12 protein-coding genes and 1 tRNA gene are annotated in these 17,273 nt (G+C 68.8%); 10 read left to right on the top strand and 3 right to left on the bottom strand.

Features of this window, described 5'->3' with window-relative positions:
• Nucleotides 1–32: 32 nt before the first annotated feature.
• The 5 genes from ACCD06_RS12630 (at nucleotide 33) to ACCD06_RS12650 (ending at nucleotide 4,017) form a co-directional block, all read left to right on the top strand.
• Nucleotides 33–1,172 carry a cysteine desulfurase family protein gene (locus ACCD06_RS12630; protein WP_413341024.1) on the top strand — a complete coding sequence of 380 codons (1,140 nt, stop codon included), beginning with the start codon at nucleotides 33–35 and terminating at the stop codon, nucleotides 1,170–1,172.
• A 200-nt stretch (nucleotides 1,173–1,372) separates the two neighbouring features.
• Nucleotides 1,373–2,062 (top strand): molecular chaperone DnaJ, encoded by a 690-nt coding sequence (locus ACCD06_RS12635; protein WP_413341026.1) that lies wholly within the window; start codon nucleotides 1,373–1,375, stop codon nucleotides 2,060–2,062.
• A 75-nt stretch (nucleotides 2,063–2,137) separates the two neighbouring features.
• Complete coding sequence (locus ACCD06_RS12640; RefSeq protein ID WP_109073923.1) at nucleotides 2,138–2,467, top strand: ferredoxin family 2Fe-2S iron-sulfur cluster binding protein; 330 nt, start codon at nucleotides 2,138–2,140, stop codon at nucleotides 2,465–2,467.
• Between the two features lie 142 nt (nucleotides 2,468–2,609).
• Nucleotides 2,610–3,773 carry a tRNA 2-thiouridine(34) synthase MnmA gene (gene mnmA / locus ACCD06_RS12645; protein ID WP_413341028.1) on the top strand — a complete coding sequence of 388 codons (1,164 nt, stop codon included), beginning with the start codon at nucleotides 2,610–2,612 and terminating at the stop codon, nucleotides 3,771–3,773.
• Nucleotides 3,774–3,942: 169 nt separating this feature from the next.
• Nucleotides 3,943–4,017 (top strand) — tRNA-Met (locus ACCD06_RS12650).
• Nucleotides 4,018–4,425: 408 nt separating this feature from the next.
• Here the strand turns inward: ACCD06_RS12650 and ACCD06_RS12655 are convergent.
• A complete protein-coding gene (locus ACCD06_RS12655) occupies nucleotides 4,426–5,340 on the bottom strand; it encodes a GGDEF domain-containing protein (protein ID WP_136704316.1) in 915 nt (304 codons plus the stop codon).
• A gap of 266 nt (nucleotides 5,341–5,606) precedes the next feature.
• On the opposite strand from ACCD06_RS12655, the gene ACCD06_RS12660 reads away from it, so the two are divergent.
• Nucleotides 5,607–7,553: a sigma-54-dependent Fis family transcriptional regulator gene (locus ACCD06_RS12660; protein ID WP_413341030.1), complete on the top strand. Its 1,947-nt coding sequence runs from the start codon at nucleotides 5,607–5,609 to the stop codon at nucleotides 7,551–7,553.
• Between the two features lie 121 nt (nucleotides 7,554–7,674).
• Here ACCD06_RS12660 and ACCD06_RS12665 read toward each other — a convergent pair whose 3' ends face one another.
• Nucleotides 7,675–11,370, bottom strand: a complete 3,696-nt coding sequence (locus tag ACCD06_RS12665; protein ID WP_413341032.1) for a hydantoinase B/oxoprolinase family protein — start codon at nucleotides 11,368–11,370, stop codon at nucleotides 7,675–7,677.
• A 159-nt stretch (nucleotides 11,371–11,529) separates the two neighbouring features.
• On the bottom strand, nucleotides 11,530–12,111 hold the full coding sequence (locus ACCD06_RS12670; RefSeq protein ID WP_413341034.1) for a GNAT family N-acetyltransferase: 582 nt from the start codon (nucleotides 12,109–12,111) through the stop codon (nucleotides 11,530–11,532).
• A gap of 286 nt (nucleotides 12,112–12,397) precedes the next feature.
• On the opposite strand from ACCD06_RS12670, the gene ACCD06_RS12675 reads away from it, so the two are divergent.
• The 4 genes from ACCD06_RS12675 (at nucleotide 12,398) to ACCD06_RS12690 (ending at nucleotide 17,257) form a co-directional block, all read left to right on the top strand.
• A complete protein-coding gene (locus ACCD06_RS12675) occupies nucleotides 12,398–13,180 on the top strand; it encodes a TerB family tellurite resistance protein (RefSeq protein ID WP_109073930.1) in 783 nt (260 codons plus the stop codon).
• A gap of 124 nt (nucleotides 13,181–13,304) precedes the next feature.
• Complete coding sequence (locus ACCD06_RS12680; protein ID WP_413341037.1) at nucleotides 13,305–14,435, top strand: hypothetical protein; 1,131 nt, start codon at nucleotides 13,305–13,307, stop codon at nucleotides 14,433–14,435.
• 117 nt (nucleotides 14,436–14,552) lie between these two features.
• Nucleotides 14,553–16,382: an ATP-binding cassette domain-containing protein gene (locus tag ACCD06_RS12685; RefSeq protein ID WP_109073932.1), complete on the top strand. Its 1,830-nt coding sequence runs from the start codon at nucleotides 14,553–14,555 to the stop codon at nucleotides 16,380–16,382.
• The gene (locus ACCD06_RS12690; protein ID WP_136704323.1) at nucleotides 16,379–17,257 is read left to right on the top strand and encodes a DMT family transporter; all 879 of its coding nucleotides are present in this window, start codon (nucleotides 16,379–16,381) and stop codon (nucleotides 17,255–17,257) included. The genes ACCD06_RS12685 and ACCD06_RS12690 overlap by 4 nt, the downstream gene beginning before the upstream one ends.
• Nucleotides 17,258–17,273 lie beyond the last annotated feature (16 nt).

Genomic DNA, 17,273 nt, shown 5'->3' on the forward strand with positions numbered 1-17,273 from the left:
GATTGGCCTTCGCAGCTGAACGTGCCTGAAAAGTGACCACCCCGTTCGTCGCCCCCTTTCGTCGGACCGGTGTCTATCTCGACCACAACGCCACCGCTCCGCTGAAACCGGAGGTCAAGGCGGCGATGGGTCAGGCGATGGATCTGGTCGGCAACCCGTCCTCCGTTCACGCCTTCGGCCGCAGCGCCCGCCGGGCGGTGGAGGAGGCGCGCGCCGCCGTCGCGGCACTGGCCGGCGTGAAGCCGGCGCAGGTGCTGTTCACCGGCAGCGGGACGGAGGCGAACAACTTCGCGCTGCGCGGCTTCCCCGGCCGCCGGCTGCTGACCTCCGCCATCGAGCATGAGTCGGTGCTGGCCGCTTGGCCCGATGCGGAGCGCTTCGGCGTAACCCGCGACGGCGTCGCCGACCTCAAGGACCTGGAACGCCGGCTGCCCGCTGCGGACGGTCCGGCGCTGGTCTCGCTGATGCTGGTCAACAACGAGACCGGGGTGATCCAGCCGGTGGCCGAGGCCGCCCGCATCGCCCATGCCCGTGGCGCGCTGATCCATTGCGACGCGGTGCAGGCCGCCGGGCGGCTGCCGCTGTCGCTGCCCGACCTCGGCGTCGACCTGATGACGCTGTCGGCCCACAAGCTGGGCGGTCCGACCGGCGTCGGCGCGCTGGTCCTGGCCGAAGGGCTGGAGCCCGACGCGCTGATCCGCGGCGGCGGGCAGGAACGGCGCAAGCGGGCCGGCACCGAGAACCTGCTGGGCATCGTCGGCTTCGGCGCCGCCGCAAGGCTGGCGCGGGAGGGGCTGGCGGAGGCCGCTGACCTCGCGGCCCTGCGCGACCGGCTGGAGCGCGAGGCGCTGGCCGCCATTCCGCGCGCCCGGGTGATGGGGGCCGGTGCGGCGCGGGTCGCCAACACCAGCTGCCTGATGCTCCCCGGCCTGCCCGGCGAGACCCAGGTGATGACGCTCGATCTTGCCGGGGTGGCGGTGAGCGCCGGATCGGCCTGTTCCAGCGGCAAGGTGAAGCCGTCCCATGTGTTGGCGGCGATGGGCGAGGACGACCGGTCCGCCGCCAGCGCCATCCGTGTCAGCCTGGGCTGGACCAGCGACGACGAGGCGGTCGACCGTTTTCTGACGGCCTGGACCGCGATGGCGCGGCGAAGCGCGTCCGCGGATGGCTGAGTTCCGCTGTCGCCCGCCTGCCGCCCGCCATGCCTGCGCGACCATCTGTCCCCCGCCCGGAAAGTCCGCATTCGCGCATTGCGCCGGCTGCGGCTTATGGGTATGACCCCGCGGAAGGCCCGCCGGCTTGCAGTGGCGGCCTGATGTCGGGGTATCGATCCTATCGGCCGATCCTTTCGGCGTTTTGACGGACTGTGCGCATGACCCGTTCCAAATCCGGCCCGCCCGGCAACAGCAGCGGCGGAATTTCCGGCGCCATCGCCGGCGATCTGGAGCCCTGCGGCACCTGCGGCCGCTCGGTGGCGCCGCGCGCCCTGTTCTGCCACGCCTGCGGTGCGGCCCAACCGCCGCGGCCGCTCGACCCCTTCACCCGGTTAGGGCTGGAACGCCGCTTCGACATTGATCTGGAGCAGTTGTCGAAGCAGCATGCCGGCTTCACCCGCGCCATGGACCCGGAGCGCTTCGCGGCCCGCGGCCCGCGCCAGCAGGCCAACGCCAAGGCCCAGATCAACGCCCTGCGCGACGCCTATGAGGTGCTGCGCGATCCCATCCGCCGCGCCCATGCGCTGCTGGCCCTGATGGGCTGCACGCCGGCCGTCGGCGACGAGGACGGCAATGGGGATGAAGAAATCGCCGACCTCTCAACGCGGCTGTCCCGCGCCGACGATGCGCTGGAACTGGACCGCATAGGGCTGGACCTCAGCCAGCGGGTCGAGGCCTGCATCAAGTATCTCACCCCGGCCTTCCGCAAGGCGCAGACGGCCGCCGGCCCCGACAGCCCGCCGGCCTCCGACGGCGCCGCCCGCATCCTGGCCCGGCTGGAACGGCTGGAGGCGCTGGCCGCCGAGGTCCGCGACCGCCGCGCCGCCCTGACACCGCCGCGGCCCTGATCCGCTTTTACCCTACAATCACCCCCTAAATCGCCCCCCTAAACCGCTAGGCAACCTTAAAGGAACGAGGACCCCATGCCCAAGATGACCTTCATCGAGCCCGATGGCACCCGCCGCGAGGTGGACGCCCCGCTCGGCCTGTCCGTGCTGGAGATCGCGCACAAGAACAGCCTGGACCTGGAAGGCGCCTGCGAGGGCTCGCTGGCCTGCTCCACCTGCCATGTCGTGATCGAGCCGGAATGGTTCGACGTCCTGCCGGAAGCGCAGGAGGACGAGGAGGACATGCTGGACCTCGCCTTCGGCCTGACCAAGACCTCGCGCCTGGGCTGCCAGATCATCATGACGGAAGAGCTGGACGGTCTGATCGTCCGCCTGCCGGGCGGCAGCAACAACGCGATGAAGTGACGGTCCAGGGGAACCCTGTTCCGGCCGCCGGGGCCCGTGTCGCGCGATGCGGCGCCCGGCGGCCTTCTTTCCCTGCCGTTCCCCTGTCCCCGCCCTGCTTTCCTACCTTTTCCGGGCGCCTGCCCGCCCCATATAGGGCGCCATGAACTCCCTCGGTCTTTCCAAGCGCCCCCAGGACACCCGCGTCGTCGTCGCGATGTCCGGCGGGGTGGATTCCTCCGTCACCGCCGCCGTGCTGCGGGAGGAGGGCTATGATGTCGTCGGCATCACGCTGCAGCTTTACGACCACGGCCTCGCGTTGCAGAAGCCGGGCGCCTGCTGCGCCGGCCAGGACATCTACGACGCCCGTCAGGTCGCCGACCGCATCGGCATCCCGCATTACGTCCTGGATTACGAGGGCCGCTTCAGCCAGGACGTGATGGATGATTTCGCCGACAGCTATCTGCGCGGCGAGACGCCGATCCCCTGCGTGCGCTGCAACCAGCGCGTCAAGTTCCGCGATCTGCTGAACACCGCCCGCGATTTGGGCGCCGACGCGCTTGCCACCGGCCACTACGTCCGCCGCATCGCCGGCCCGCAGGGTGCCGAGTTGCACCGCGCCGTCGACCCCGCCAAGGACCAGAGCTATTTCCTGTTCGCCACCACGCGCGAGCAGTTGGAGTTCCTGCGTTTCCCGCTCGGCGGCCTGACCAAGCCGGAGACCCGCGCGCTGGCCGAGCGCCACGGGCTGGAAGTGGCGGCCAAGCCCGACAGCCAGGACATTTGCTTCGTCCCCAACGGCAACTATGCCGAGGTGGTGGCGAAGCTGCGTCCCGGCTCCGTCGAGCCCGGCGACATCGTCCATGTCGATGGCCGTGTGCTGGGCCGCCACAAGGGCGTCGTCCACTACACGGTCGGCCAGCGCAAGGGGCTGGGCATCGGCGGCATCCGCGGCCAGGAGGAGGAGGCGCTCTACGTCGTCCGCCTGGAGCCCGCCCGCCGCCGCGTCGTCGTCGGCCCGCGCCGCGACCTCGCCCGCTCGCTGGTGATGGTGCGCGACGTGAACTGGCTGGGTCCCGATCTGGCCGACGGTGCCGGGATCGAGGTGTCGGTAAAGCTGCGCTCCGCCCAGCCCGCCGCCCCTGCCCTGTGGCGCGCCGGCCCCGACGGCACCGCGCGGGTCGAACTGCTGGAGCCCCAGCACGGCATCGCTCCCGGTCAGGCCTGCGTCGTCTATCAGGGCGACCGCGTGCTGGGCGGCGGCTGGATTTCCGGCACGGCGGGAGGTGTGGCCGAGGGTGTGGAGGTCGGGGAAACGGTAGCCTGAATCAGGGGGTTATGCGGGTTTTTGCCGACCGGCCGAAAAAAATCGCACCCCCTGAAAATTCCGCGTTGACAGGCCAAGTCGCCCTATCCTATATAGCGGCTCCCGGCGGCAACGACGGGACACGATGGTAGCCAACGGCGGCGGAAACGCCAACAACGGCGCTCACGATGGCAGCGTAGCTCAGTGGTAGAGCAGGGGAATCATAATCCCTTGGTCGGGGGTTCAAATCCCTCCGCTGCTACCATCAAAGACAAAGGGCTGGCTCAGCAATGAGCCGGCCCTTTGGTCATTTTGGGTTTTCTAAGAACCAATCCTGGGCAACAGAAGCTGTCTGAAGGACAGCGCCGATGGTATTTCCGGCACGACGAGGAGCTTGGCCCGTCGGCACTCAGATTGCGCGTCCAGGCCGCTTTGCGTTAGTTTCCAATGGCTCCAAGCCCGTCCAACGGCCTCAAGGTTCCTTCAGTCGTCCGGTTCGACAAGCTGGTGACGCTGGACAGGCGGTTGGTGGTGGGTGAGTTGGGGAATGCAGAATCCGACTGGCTGACAGCCGCTCGATCGGCCTTCCATGGCGTGTTCGGGTTCGAGCCGCCTCAGTCGTAATCCCGCATCCGGACAAAGCCCGCCGAGGTCATCCGCAGCACGCCCGCCCCTACCCCTGTATCGACTTCGGCAGCGCGATCTGCGGTTCGACCTCCACGCGGTTGCGGCCGGCATTCTTGGCGCGGTAGAGCGCGGCGTCGGCACGGGCCAGCAGCGGTTCGATGCCGGTGTCGGGGCCGGTCAGCCAGCTCAGGCCAAGGCTGACGGTCAGGTACAGCTCGCCGCCGTCCTCCAGCTTCACCGGTTGGGCGGCGATCGCCTGGCGGAGGCGCTGGGCGGCGGCGAAGGCGTTTACCGGCGGGGTTTCCGGCATCACCACGGCGAACTCCTCGCCACCCAGGCGGCCGATGATATCGCAAGCGCGCAGAGTGTCCTTGCAGGCGCGTACCGTGCTGCGGATCGCCTCGTCGCCGGTGGCGTGGCCGTGGGTGTCGTTGACCCGCTTGAAGTGGTCGATATCCAGCATCACCACCGACAGCGGACGCTCGTATCGTCGCGAGCGGGTAAACTCTTCAGCCCCCCTTTCCAGGAAGCGGCGGCGGTTCATGGCGCCGGTCAGGGCGTCGGTGGTCGCCAGCCGTTCCAGGTCGCGCTGCATCGCCACGACGCGCGAGGCCGCCAGCAGGCGCGCCGCGGTCCATTTCCAGTCGAGCGGCTTGCGCAGGAACTCATCGGCGCCGGCCTCCACCAGTTCGTGGAACTGGTCGGTCATGCTGCCGGGGATCATTAGAATCAAGTAGAGGTGGCGAAGCCCCTGGGCGGTGCGCAGGTGCCAGCACAGCTCGATGCCGGTCATGTCGGCCAAACGGATGTCGGCCATCACCACGTCGAACCGCTCATTCGCCACCGCTTCGATGGCGGCGGCCCCGCTGTGGACCACGCTGGTGGCGTAGCCGAGCTTGTTCAGCTCATACACCATCATGGTCAGGTGGCGCGGTGAATCGTCGACGATCAGAATCCGCAACTCGAAAGCTCCCGGCGATCCTTGCCCGTTTATGGAGCATGAGGCCCAGGTTGTGCAAATGTCCTTAACGTCATGTCGCAGAACAATAACGAAAAGCCGGGGTCATACGCCGGTATGCCCCAGGCATGGCAGCGGCCGTGGCTGGGGTCGGACGGCGGCGCGGTCTGATGCTTTTGCACATGTTGCCTATCGGGCCGGCCGGTTGGTACTGTTCCTTGTAATTATGTTCGCGGGACAAGCGGACGACGACTGCGGGAGGCACGACCATGGACAGCGCGCGCGCGGCCCACATCGATGAACTCGTCCGTGTCTCCACTGGCCGTGTCTCCGCCGGCTTGCGGTCCGCCCGCGACCCGATCATAGAAAGCTCTTGGCGCCGCTGCGTCGCCGACCACAAGCTGGACCCCACCGTCGGGCGCGAGCCGCACATCCTGCCGCAGGAACGGCTGCGCGAGCATCGCGACGCCATGGACGAGTTCCTGCGCATGGCCCGCTTCGGGCTGGAGGCGCTGTACCGGCAGGTCGCCGGCATGGGTTATGTCCTGCTGCTGACCGACAGCAACGGCGTCACGGTGGACTTCATCGGCGACCCGACCTTCGACAACCATCTGCGCCGAGCCGGGCTGTATCTGGGGGCTGACTGGAACGAGGGGCATGCCGGCACCTGCGCCGTCGGCACCTGCATCGCCACCGCCCAGGCGCTGACCGTCCACCAGACCGACCATTTCGACTCCACCCACATCCCGCTGACCTGCACCGCGGCGCCCGTCTTCGACAGCGGCGGCGAACTGGCTGCCGTGCTGGACATCTCCGCCCTGCATTCGCCGGAACCGAAGATCAGCCAATATCTGGCGCTGCAGATGGTCCGCGCCTATGTCCATAAGATCGAAACGGCCAATCTCTACAACAACTTCCGCCGCGACTGGGTGGTGAAGCTGTCCGCGTCGCAGGAGTTCGCGGAGGTCGATCCCGACTTCGTCCTGGCGCTGGACGGCGGCGGGCGGGTGGTCGGCTTCAACCACAAGGCCCGCGACCTGCTGGTGGAGGATGGGAGGTCGCCGCTCGGCCGCTCCTTCGCCGAGCTGTTCGACTGCGAAGTGGACGATCTGGTCCATTTCGTCCGCTCGCTGCCGACCGAACAGCGCACGCTGCGCCTGCGCCGCACCGGCCTGCCGCTGTTCGCCCAGGCGATGCCGCCGCCTGCCGTGTCATTGCCGCGCAGCCATGTGCCGGACCATGGCGGCGACACGCTGCCGGAGCCGTTGCGCGTGGTGTCCGGCGGCGATCCGGCGCTGAAGGCGGTGCTGACGCGGGCGGCCAAGCTGGTCAACACCCGCATGAGCCTGCTGATCCATGGCGAGACCGGCACCGGCAAGGAGCATCTGGCCAAGGCGCTGCACAAGGCCAGCATCCGCCGCAACAAGCCCTTCGTCGCCATCAACTGCGCCGCACTGCCGGAAAACCTGATCGAGAGCGAACTGTTCGGTTACGAGCCGGGCTCCTTCACCGGGGCGACGGCGCGCGGCAAGAAGGGGCTGATCCTGGAGGCCGACGGCGGCACCCTGTTCCTGGACGAGATCGGCGACATGCCGCTGTCGTCGCAGACCCGCCTGTTGCGCGTGCTGGCCGAGCGGGAGGTGACGCCGATCGGCCGGACCAAGGCGGTTTCGGTGGATGTTCGCGTCATCGGCGCCACCCACCGCGATCTGGTGGAACTGGTCAAAGCCGGCAAATTCCGCGACGATTTGTACTTTCGTCTCAACGGCGCGGTGTTCACCGTGCCGCCCTTGCGCCAGCGCGGTGACTTGGAGTGGCTGATCGAGCGGCTGCTGGCCGAGCGGACGGAACGTGACGGCATCGGCTACCGGTTGACCCCGGCGGCGCTGGCGGCTCTGCGCGGACACGGCTGGCCGGGCAATGTGCGGGAACTGGTGAATGCGCTGGACTATGCCTGCGCGGTCAGCGACGGCGGGCTGATCGACCTCGACGACATTCCGGAGCCGGTGCAGCACAGCGGCCTGTTCCAGGCTTGGCCGGCGGAGGTGGCGGCAAAGCCCGAGGCGGAGGAGGACCCGGCCACCCGGCTACGCGAGACTTTGCGGCGGCACCACTGGAACGTGTCGGCGACGGCGCGGGCGATGGGGGTCGACCGTTCGACCATCCACCGGCAGATGCACCGCTTCGGCATCGTGGCGCCGCATCGGGCGGAGTGAGGGTGCGGCTCCGTTTGCCCCCACCGCAGGGGAGGGAACTCCGCCGCCTTCCCCAACAAGCACTTACCCCCTCCCCCGCCCAGCGGGGGAGGGGAGGGGTGGGGGCATAACGCCCCTCCCCTTACCCCACCGCCCCGAACCCGCCGCCGCCCGGCGTCTCAACCACCAGGGCGTCGCCCGGCCGCATCGCCGTGCTGTCCTGGGACGCCAGTTCCTGCACGCTGCCGTCGCTGCGCTGGACCCAGGTCCGGCCGACCGCACCGTCGGCACCGCCCTTCAGGCCGAAGGGAGCGATCTTGCGGTGGTTGGCGAGGATGGCGGCGGTCATCGGTTCCAGGAAACGCAGGCGGCGGATCACGCCGTCACCGCCGCGCCAGCGCCCTGCCCCGCCGGAGCCGCGGCGGATGCGGAAGCTCTCCACCAGCACCGGGAAGCGCCATTCCAGCACCTCCGGATCGGTCAGGCGCGAGTTGGTCATGTGGGTCTGCACCGCGTCGGTGCCGTCGAAGCCGTTGCCGGCGCCGGAGCCGCCGCAGACCGTCTCGTAATACTGGTGCCACTCGTTGCCGAATGTGGTGTTGTTCATCGTCCCCTGGGCCGATGCCATCACCCCCAGCGCGCCGAACAGCGCGTCGACGATGCACTGGCTGGTCTCCACATTGCCGGCAACCACCGCGGCCGGCGGGTTGGGCGACAACATGGAGCCGGGCGGGATGACGATCTCGATGGGGCGCAGGCAGCCCTCGTTCATCGGGATCTCGTCGTCCACCAAACAGCGGAAGACATACAGCACCGCCGCCCGGCAGACCGCCGACGGGGCGTTGAAATTGTTGGTCAGCTGCGTGCTGGTCCCGGAAAAATCGACGATCGCCGAGCGGGCGGCATGGTCGATCGACACCCGCAGCTTGATGACCGCCCCATTGTCCAGAGTCACCGCGAAGTCGCCGTCGCTCAGCACACCGATGGCGCGGCGGACCTGCTCCTCGGCATTGTCCTGGACGTGGCGCATATAGGCGATGACGGTGGACAGACCATGCAGGCGGACGACGCGGTGCAGTTCGCGGGTGCCCTGCTCGTTGGCGGCGACCTGCGCCTTCAGATCGCCGATGTTCTGCGCCGGGTTGCGCGCCGGATGCGGGCCGGAGCGCAGAAGCTCGACCATGGCCTCCTCGCGGAACTGGCCGTTCTCCACCAGCGGCACGCAATCCAGCAGCACGCCCTCGTCGGCGATGGTCTTGCTGTCCGGCGGCATGGAGCCGGGGGTGATGCCGCCGACATCGGCGTGATGGCCACGCGAGGCGACGAAGAACAGCAGGTCCTTGCCGGCCTCGTCGAACACCGGCGAGACGACGGTGATATCCGGCAGATGGGTGCCGCCATGGTAGGGATCGTTCAGCGCAAAGCTCTCGCCCGCGGTGAAGCTGCCGCCGCGCCGCTCGATGACCGCGCGCACGCTCTCGCCCATCGATCCCAGATGAACCGGCATGTGCGGGGCGTTGGCGATCAGCCCGCCGTCGCGGTCGAACAGGGCGCAGGAGAAGTCCAGCCGCTCCTTGATGTTCACCGAGCGGGCGGTCTTCTCCAATGTCACGCCCATCCGCTCGGCGATGGACATGAACAGGTTGTTGAAGACCTCCAGCGTCACCGGATCGACCTTCGCCCCGCCCTTGACCCCGCCCTTCACCCCGATGGCCTGACGCTGGGTCGCCGGCTCCAGCCGGGTCAGCACCAGATGGTTCTTGCGGGTAACCTCCGCCATCCAGCCGGGCTCGACCACGGTGGTGGAGACGGCTTCGGCCAGGATCGCCGGGCCGACGACGCGGTTGCCGGGCTGAAGCTGGCGGCGGTCGTAGAGCGGCGCCTCGCGGCGCTGGCCGCCGATATGCATCGCGACGGTGGCGAGCCGGCGCGGCAGCACCGCGGTGGTCGCGGGAAGCTCCGGATCCTCCAGCACGTCGGTCAGGCCGACGGCCTCCAGCGTCACCGACTCAACCTCCAGCGCGGTGCCGGGGGTGAGGAAGCCGTAACGGCGGCGGTGCGCCTCCTCGAAGGACTTGGTCATCGCCACCTTCGAGCCGAAGGCGACGGTCAGCGTGGTGTCGGAGCCGGCGGCCTTCAGATGGACGCGGCGGTTGATCGCCTGCCGGTCGGCGGCGACGCCCTGGCGGGTCAGCTCCGCCCGCCCCTCGGTCTCCAGGTCGGTGAACAGCATGGTCAGCCGGTCGACCACGGCGTCGCTCAACGGGCCTTCCACCGCTCGCTCGCGGATGGCGACGGTGTCGGCCAGCCCGATGCCGTAGGCCGACAGCACGCCGGCCTGCGGGTGCAGGAACACCCGCGTCATGCCCAGCGCGTCGGCGACGGCGCAGACATGCTGGCCCGCCGCTCCTCCGAAACCGTTCAGCGTGTAGCCGGTGACGTCATAGCCGCGCTCGACCGAGATCTTCTTGATGGCGTTGGCCATGTTGTCGACGGCGATGCGCAGGAAGCCTTCGGCGACCTCCTGCGGCGTCATCGTCGTGCCGAGCTTGGCGTTGACGGTGGCGGCCAGTTCGGTGAAGCGGGCCTTCACCACCTCGGCGTCCAGCGGCTGGTCGCCGTTGGGGCCGAAGACATGCGGGAAGAAGCGCGGCTGGATCTTGCCGACCATGACGTTGCAGTCGGTGACCGTCAGCGGCCCGCCGCGGCGGTAGCAGGCAGGCCCCGGATTGGCGCCGGCGCTGTCCGGCCCCACACGGAAGCGGGTGCCGTCGAAGACGCAGAGCGAACCTCCGCCGGCCGCCACGGTGTGGATGTGCATCATCGGCGCGCGCACCCGAACGCCGGCCACCACCGCGTCGAAGGCGCGCTCATACTCCCCGGCATAATGCGACACGTCGGTGGAGGTGCCGCCCATGTCGAAGCCGATGACCCGGTCGAAGCCGGCCATCCCGGCGGTGCGCACCGCACCCACCACGCCGCCGGCCGGACCCGAGAGGATAGCGTCCTTGCCCTGGAAGCGGCGGGCGTCGGTCAGGCCGCCGTTGGACTGCATGAACATCAGCGGCACCGGCATGCCGTCGACGCTGAGATCGTTGGCGACCCGGTCGACATAGCGGCGCAGCACGGGGGAGAGATAGGCATCGGCCACCGTGGTGTCGCCGCGGCCGACCAGCTTCATCAGCGGGCTCACCAGATGGCTGACCGAGACCTGGGTGAAGCCGACCGCGCGGGCCAGCGACGCGACCTGCCGTTCATGCTCCGGATAGCGGTAGCCGTGCATCAGCGCGATGGCGGCGGCGCGGAAGCCCTGGCGGTAGGCCTCCTCCAGCCCGCGGCGGACGGCGTGCAGGTCGACCGGCTTCAGCACCCGGCCGTCGGCCATCACCCGCTCCGGGACCTCCACCACATGGGAATAGAGCTGGTCGGGCAGATGGATGTGGCGCGCGAAGATCTTCGGCCGGGCCTGATGGCCGATGCGCAGCTGGTCGCCCAGCCCTTCGGTGATCAACAGGACGGTCGGCTCGCCCTTGCGTTCCAGCAGGGCGTTGGTGGCGACGGTGGTGCCCATCTTCACCACCTCCACCGTGTCCGGCGGGATCGGCTGGCCCGGCTTCAGGCCCAGCAGGTCGCGGATGCCCTGGACGGCGGCGTCGGCATAGCGCTCCGGATTTTCCGACAGCAGCTTGTGGGTCACGACCGACCCGTCCGGCCGGCGGCCGACGATGTCGGTGAAGGTGCCGCCGCGATCCACCCAGAACTGCCACCGGGCCGGCCTGGTCTCCGCCGCTCCGGCCACTGCCCCTCCGGCCACCGCCGCGTTCTCCGTCTCACCCATCGTCGCACCCGCCGAATTCCGTGCGCGGCAACCGCACCGCGCGTGGGCCGGAGTTTCGCGATCCGGCAGCGAATTTCAACCGCTTGAGTGGCCCGTCCCCATCAGGAGGTTGGGAAGCGGCGGAAAGAACACAGGATCACCGATGAAGGGCCCCGCCGCTCAGGCGGCCAGTCGCTCCGGCGACGGGGTGGGCAGGCGGCCAAGGATGGCGTTGCCGGACAGAATGCTGTTGAAGGCGCCGGTGCCGTCCTCCAGCGCCTCCAGGGCGAGGGAGAACTGGTTGGGCGGCGGCAGCTCGAAGCGGGAGGTGATCTCGCCGCTGTCCAGGGCCAGCCGGCCACCGAAACGGCGGGCCAGCGCACGCATGCGGACATTCTCCGACAGGCACATCATGTGGACATGGCGGATGCCGCGGTTGCGGGCGACGGTCAGGATGCGGCGGACCAACGTGCTGCCGACGCCCTTGCCCTGCAGCACCGATTCGACGCTGACGCCGAACTCCGCCTGTTGCGGCCAGAGGATGCGGTCGCCGCACAGTTCGACAGCCCCGCGCAGCACGCCATCCTCGAACGCGCCAAGAATGACCGTCCGGCCCCAATCGATGGCCGCGCAATGCCGCTCCACCGCCTCGTCCGACAGGGTGCCGGTAAAGCGGGCATAGCGGTCCGTCCGGTCAAGGCGGAGAAGATGCGCCCGGTACTGGGGCAGTTCGGTCGGCAGGATCTTGCGGATGATAGGCATGGCTCTGCTCACGGTTCTCGAAAATCCGAAAACGCATTCGCGCAGAACGTTTTTCCCCAGGCTCCGGCGCCGCCACCGGCGGACACCGCTTTTGTCACGGCCGGCGCTCTCTGCGGCGCCCTTTGTTGCATTGCAACATGGCGTGGCCGATGGGAATCGCAAGCGCTTATTAGAACTTCGCGATGCGAACAATGCTGGCCTGTTGCCCGTGCGCCACAGTTGGCCCGCCCGGTTCCGGCCGCTATGCTGCCCCCGGTTGGGGAGCCTGCGGACATAAGGGCGTAGCATGAGCATTTGGGGCAAGATCCTGGGCGGCGCGGCCGGCCTGTTCACCGGCGGGCCGATTGGTGCCCTGCTGGGCGGTCTGGCTGGGCATGCGGTCGACCTGTGGTCGCCCTGCGGCCCGGACGACCAGCAGCGCCGGGGCATGAGCGACGCCGATGCCGAAGCGGCCAAGCAGACCGTCGCCTTCACCATCGGCGTGATCGCGCTGGCCGCCAAGATGGCGCGGGCCGACGGCGTGGTGAAGCGGGTGGAGGTCGACACCTTCAAGCGGCTGTTCCGCGTCCCGCCGGAGGAGTTGGGCAATGTCGGCCGCGTCTTCGACCTCGCCCGCCGCGACACCCGCGGGTTCGAGGAGTATGCCCGCCAGATCGCCAAGCTGTTCGAGGACAAGCACGCGGTGCTGGAGGAGTTGCTCGATAGCCTGCTGATGATCGCCGAAGCCGACGATGAGCTGCACGAGACGGAAGTGGAGTATCTGCGCGCGGTCGCCGTGATCTTCGGCTTTGACGAGGCCGACTTCCGCCGCATCGTCGCCGGTCACCATCTGGCCGGTACCCCGATGGAGACCGACCCCTACGCCGTGCTGGGCGTGTCGCGCCACGCGGATGACGACGCGGTGAAAACCGCCCACCGGGCGCTGGTGCGCGAACACCACCCGGACCGGCTGATCGCCCAGGGCATGCCGCAGGAGTTCATCGACCTCGCCACCCAGAAACTCGCGCTGATCAATGCCGCCTACGACCGTATTCGCCGACAACGGGAGGGAGCCGCGGCCCTGTCCTGAGATGTCGCGATTCGTCACAGCTTTTGATGATCTGAAATTGCTTTGTCATAGGCTTTATCCCGTTTCCTGACATATCGTTCCCGGTGGGGCGGGCGATCGGTTGCCCGCGCGCTTTGGGGGCGACATGACGATGCGACGCACGATCATCCGGACGATCTTCGCCGCGGTTTTGGGAACGACGATGGCGGCGGGCGGCGCCGCGCAGGCGCAGATGCCGACGGCAGCCGCCGACACCACGGTGGTGCTGGGACAGCCGCTGACACTGAACCTGGGGGTGCCGCCGGCCGGCACCGACTGCGCCATCCAGGCCGCGACGCTGAACGCGCAAGCCCTGGTCCTGGTGGCCAACGGCCAGACCATCCCCGGCGCCCGCGCCAGCTTCGGTTGCTCGGCCAAGGGCGAGCTGGTGGGCACAGCCTCCACCTCCATCTCCGGCAACGGCGACGACGCGGCCCAACGGCGGGCGGCGTGGCAGACCGCCTTCAGCGGCTTCTTCAGCCTCGCCGGCGCCAAGACCCTGCCGGTCGCCTTCGGCCCGGCCACCGGCGGCATCACCACCGCGCCGAAGATGGTCTCCATCCAGGGCGCCAGCGACCGCGACCTGGGGCTGGCCGCGATCTGGTTCGCGCTGGTGGCGGCGCTGTTCCTGTTCGCCTTCTTCCGCCACTTCGGCCGCACCGACGCCATCACGCCGATCGCCGGCGTGCCGATGCCGGCCAACTACCGGGCGCCCTACAGCCTCGCCCGCTTCCAGCTCCTGTGGTGGAGCGGGATCGTCACCGCCTCCTACGTCGCCATCCTGACCATCATCGGGTCGATGGACACCATCACCACCGGCACCATGGCGCTGATGGGGATCGTCGGCGGCACCTCCGTCCTGGCCGCCTTCCAGGATCGCCGGCCGAGTGACGACGACACCCGGCGCCACCAGCATGCCGCCGCCTACCTCGCCGCCGCCGCGGCCACCCCGCCCGACCAGACCGCGATGGCCGCCAGCCTGGCCGAGGTCTATCCGCCGTCCCAAGGGTTGCTGCCCGACCTGCTGAGCGACGCCGCCGGCTACAACATCCATCGCCTGCAACTTCTGGCCTGGACCGGTGTGCTCGGCATCACCTTCCTCTATGAGGTCACCCGCACGCTGGGCATGCCGGAGCTGTCGGCCAACCTGCTGGCGCTGACCGGCATCAGCAACGGCACCTATTTCGGCTTCAAGATGCAGGAACAGCAGGTGCCGACGCCGACCGGGACCGCGTAACCGGCCGGCAATCGCAGGGGACGCAACCCGCCCAACCGTTTTTCCGGGTCGCGGCGGAGGGGGATGGCACGCTATAACCCATCCTCTCCTCTCGATTTTCCGGCGCACGAACGGTCCATGGCTCCTCCCGCACCCATCACGGCGCTCCAGGGCGTCACCGTCACCTTCGGCGGCCGGCCGCTGTTCGACGGCATCGACCTGTCCATCGGCCGCGGCGACCGCGCCTGTCTGGTCGGTCGCAACGGGTCGGGCAAGTCGACGCTGATGAAGGTGCTGGCCGGGATGATCCACCCCGACGGCGGCACCGTCTTCGTGCAGCCGGGCGCCCGCTTGGCCTACCTGCCGCAGGAGCCGGACTTCACCGGCTGCGCCACCGTCCACGACTATGTCGTGCAGGGCCTGCCCGCCGACGAGCAGGACGAGGCGCACCGCGTCGACGCCGTGCTCGACCGGCTCCAGGTGGACGGCAATCGCGATCCCCGCACCCTGTCGGGCGGCGAATCGCGCCGGACGGCGCTGGCCCGCACGCTGGTCGGCAATCCCGACGTCATGCTGCTGGACGAGCCGACCAACCACCTCGACCTCCCCACCATCGAGTGGCTGGAGGAGGAGTTGCTGGCCTTCCGCGGCGGGCTGCTGCTGATCAGCCACGACCGCGCCTTCCTGAACCGGCTGGCCAAGCGGACGCTGTGGCTCGACCGCGGCACGGTGCGCGCCACCGATCGCGGCTTCGCCGAGTTCGAGACCTGGCAGGCCGAGGTGTTCGAGGCGGAGGAGGCCGCGGCCCACAAGCTGGACCGCAAGATCGAAAGCGAGATGAAGTGGCTGCGCGAGGGCATCTCCGCCCGGCGCACCCGCAACATGGGTCGAGTCCGCAACCTGCTGGACCTGCGCGCCGGGCGCGCGGAGCAGATCAAGGGCGGCCAGCAGGCCAAGCTCGCCATCGCCGAGGCCGAGCGCGGCGGCCGGCTGGTGATCGAGGCGACCGGCATCTCCAAGGGCTTCGACACGCCCGAGGGCCGCAAGACCATCGTGAAGAACTTCTCCACCCGCATCCTGCGCGGCGACCGGGTGGGGCTGATCGGGCCGAACGGCGCCGGCAAATCGACCCTGCTGAAGATGCTGACCGGCCAGCTCGAGCCCGACGAGGGCACGGTGAAGCTGGGCACCAGCCTCGACACCGCCTATTTCGACCAGCGACGCGAGGGGCTGGACCCGGAGGACACCATCCGCAAGGTGCTGTGTCCCTTCGGCGGCGACGCGGTGATGGTCAACGGCGTGTCGCGTCATGTCGCCGGCTATATCAAGGACTTCCTGTTCGACACCCGGCAGCTGGACAGCCCGGTCAAGGCGTTGTCCGGCGGCGAGCGCAACCGGCTGCTGCTGGCCCGGCTGTTCGCCAAGCCCAGCAACATGATGATCCTCGACGAGCCGACCAACGACCTCGACATGGACACGCTGGACCTGCTGGAGGACGTGCTGGGCGACTATCAGGGTACGCTGCTGCTGGTCAGCCACGACCGTGACTTCCTCGACCGGCTGGTGACTGCCACCATCGCGCTGGAGGGCGACGGCACCGCCACCGAATATGCCGGCGGCTATTCCGACTATCTGGTGCAGCGCCCGGCCAAGGCGGCGCCCGCCGCTGCCGCCAAGCCCAAGCCGGCGGCCGTGGCCCCGGCCGCAGCAGCCAAGCCGCGCGGCAAGCTGAGCTACAAGGATCAGCGCGAACTGGACGAACTGCCCGCCCGCATGGACGGGCTGGGCACCGAGATCGCCAAGCTGGAGAAGGCGCTGACCGACCCTGACCTGTTCAGCCGCGACCCCGCCAAGTTCCAGAAGACCAGCGAACAACTGCACGCCAAGCAGGCGGCGCTCGCCGCCGCGGAGGAGCGCTGGCTGGAGTTGGAGGCGATGCGCGAGGAACTGGAAGGTGGGCGGGCATGACATTCGCCCACACGCTCCAGGCGCTGGTGGTGATGGCGCTTTGGGGGCTGAACTTCGTCGTGGCGAAATGGGCGCTGGCCGAATTTCCGCCGCTGTTCGTGATGTTCCTGCGCTTCGCCCTGGTGGCGGTGCTGATCATCCCCTTCTTCCGCGTGCCGCGTGACAAGCTGTGGAAGATCGCACTGTTGTCGGTGACGTTGGGCAGCATCCATTTCCCGATGATGTTCAGCGGGCTCAACGGGATCGACGCCGCCACCGCGTCGCTGGCGGCACAGGTGCAGGTGCCCTTCTCCTCCCTGCTGGCGGCGCTGGTGTTCAAGGACAAGCTGGGCTGGCGCCGCGGCATCGGCATGGCCGCCGCCTTCGCCGGCGTGGCGGTGATCGCGGGCGAGCCACGGCTGGGCGAATCGCTCTATTCGCTGCTGCTGATCCTGGCGGCAAGCTTCGCCTTCGCGGTGGCGAGCGTGCAGATGAAGCTGATCGGGTCGGTGAACGGCTTCGCCGTCAACGGCTGGATGGCGCTATTCGCCATGCCACAATTGCTGGTCCTGTCGCTGCTGATGGAGCATGGACAGATGGCGGCACTGGCGAACTCGACCTGGGTCGGCTGGGCATCCATCGCTTATATGGCCGTCGCCGTCACCATCATCGCCTATGGGCTGTGGTATCCCTTGCTGGGACGCTATTCCGTCAACCAGACCATGCCCTATCTGCTGACCGTGCCGGTCTTCGGCGTCGCCAGTGGCGTGCTGCTGATGGGCGACCCGGTGACGATCAACCTCGCCATCGGCGGGCTGCTGACCATCGGCGGAGTCGCGGTGATCGTTCGGCGCGGGCCGAAGGCGGTCAACCAGACGGTCACCAATCCAACCTGATCCGGCCCGACCTGAT

The organism is Azospirillum sp. CT11-132 (assembly GCF_047302835.1).
Taxonomy (GTDB): domain Bacteria; phylum Pseudomonadota; class Alphaproteobacteria; order Azospirillales; family Azospirillaceae; genus Azospirillum.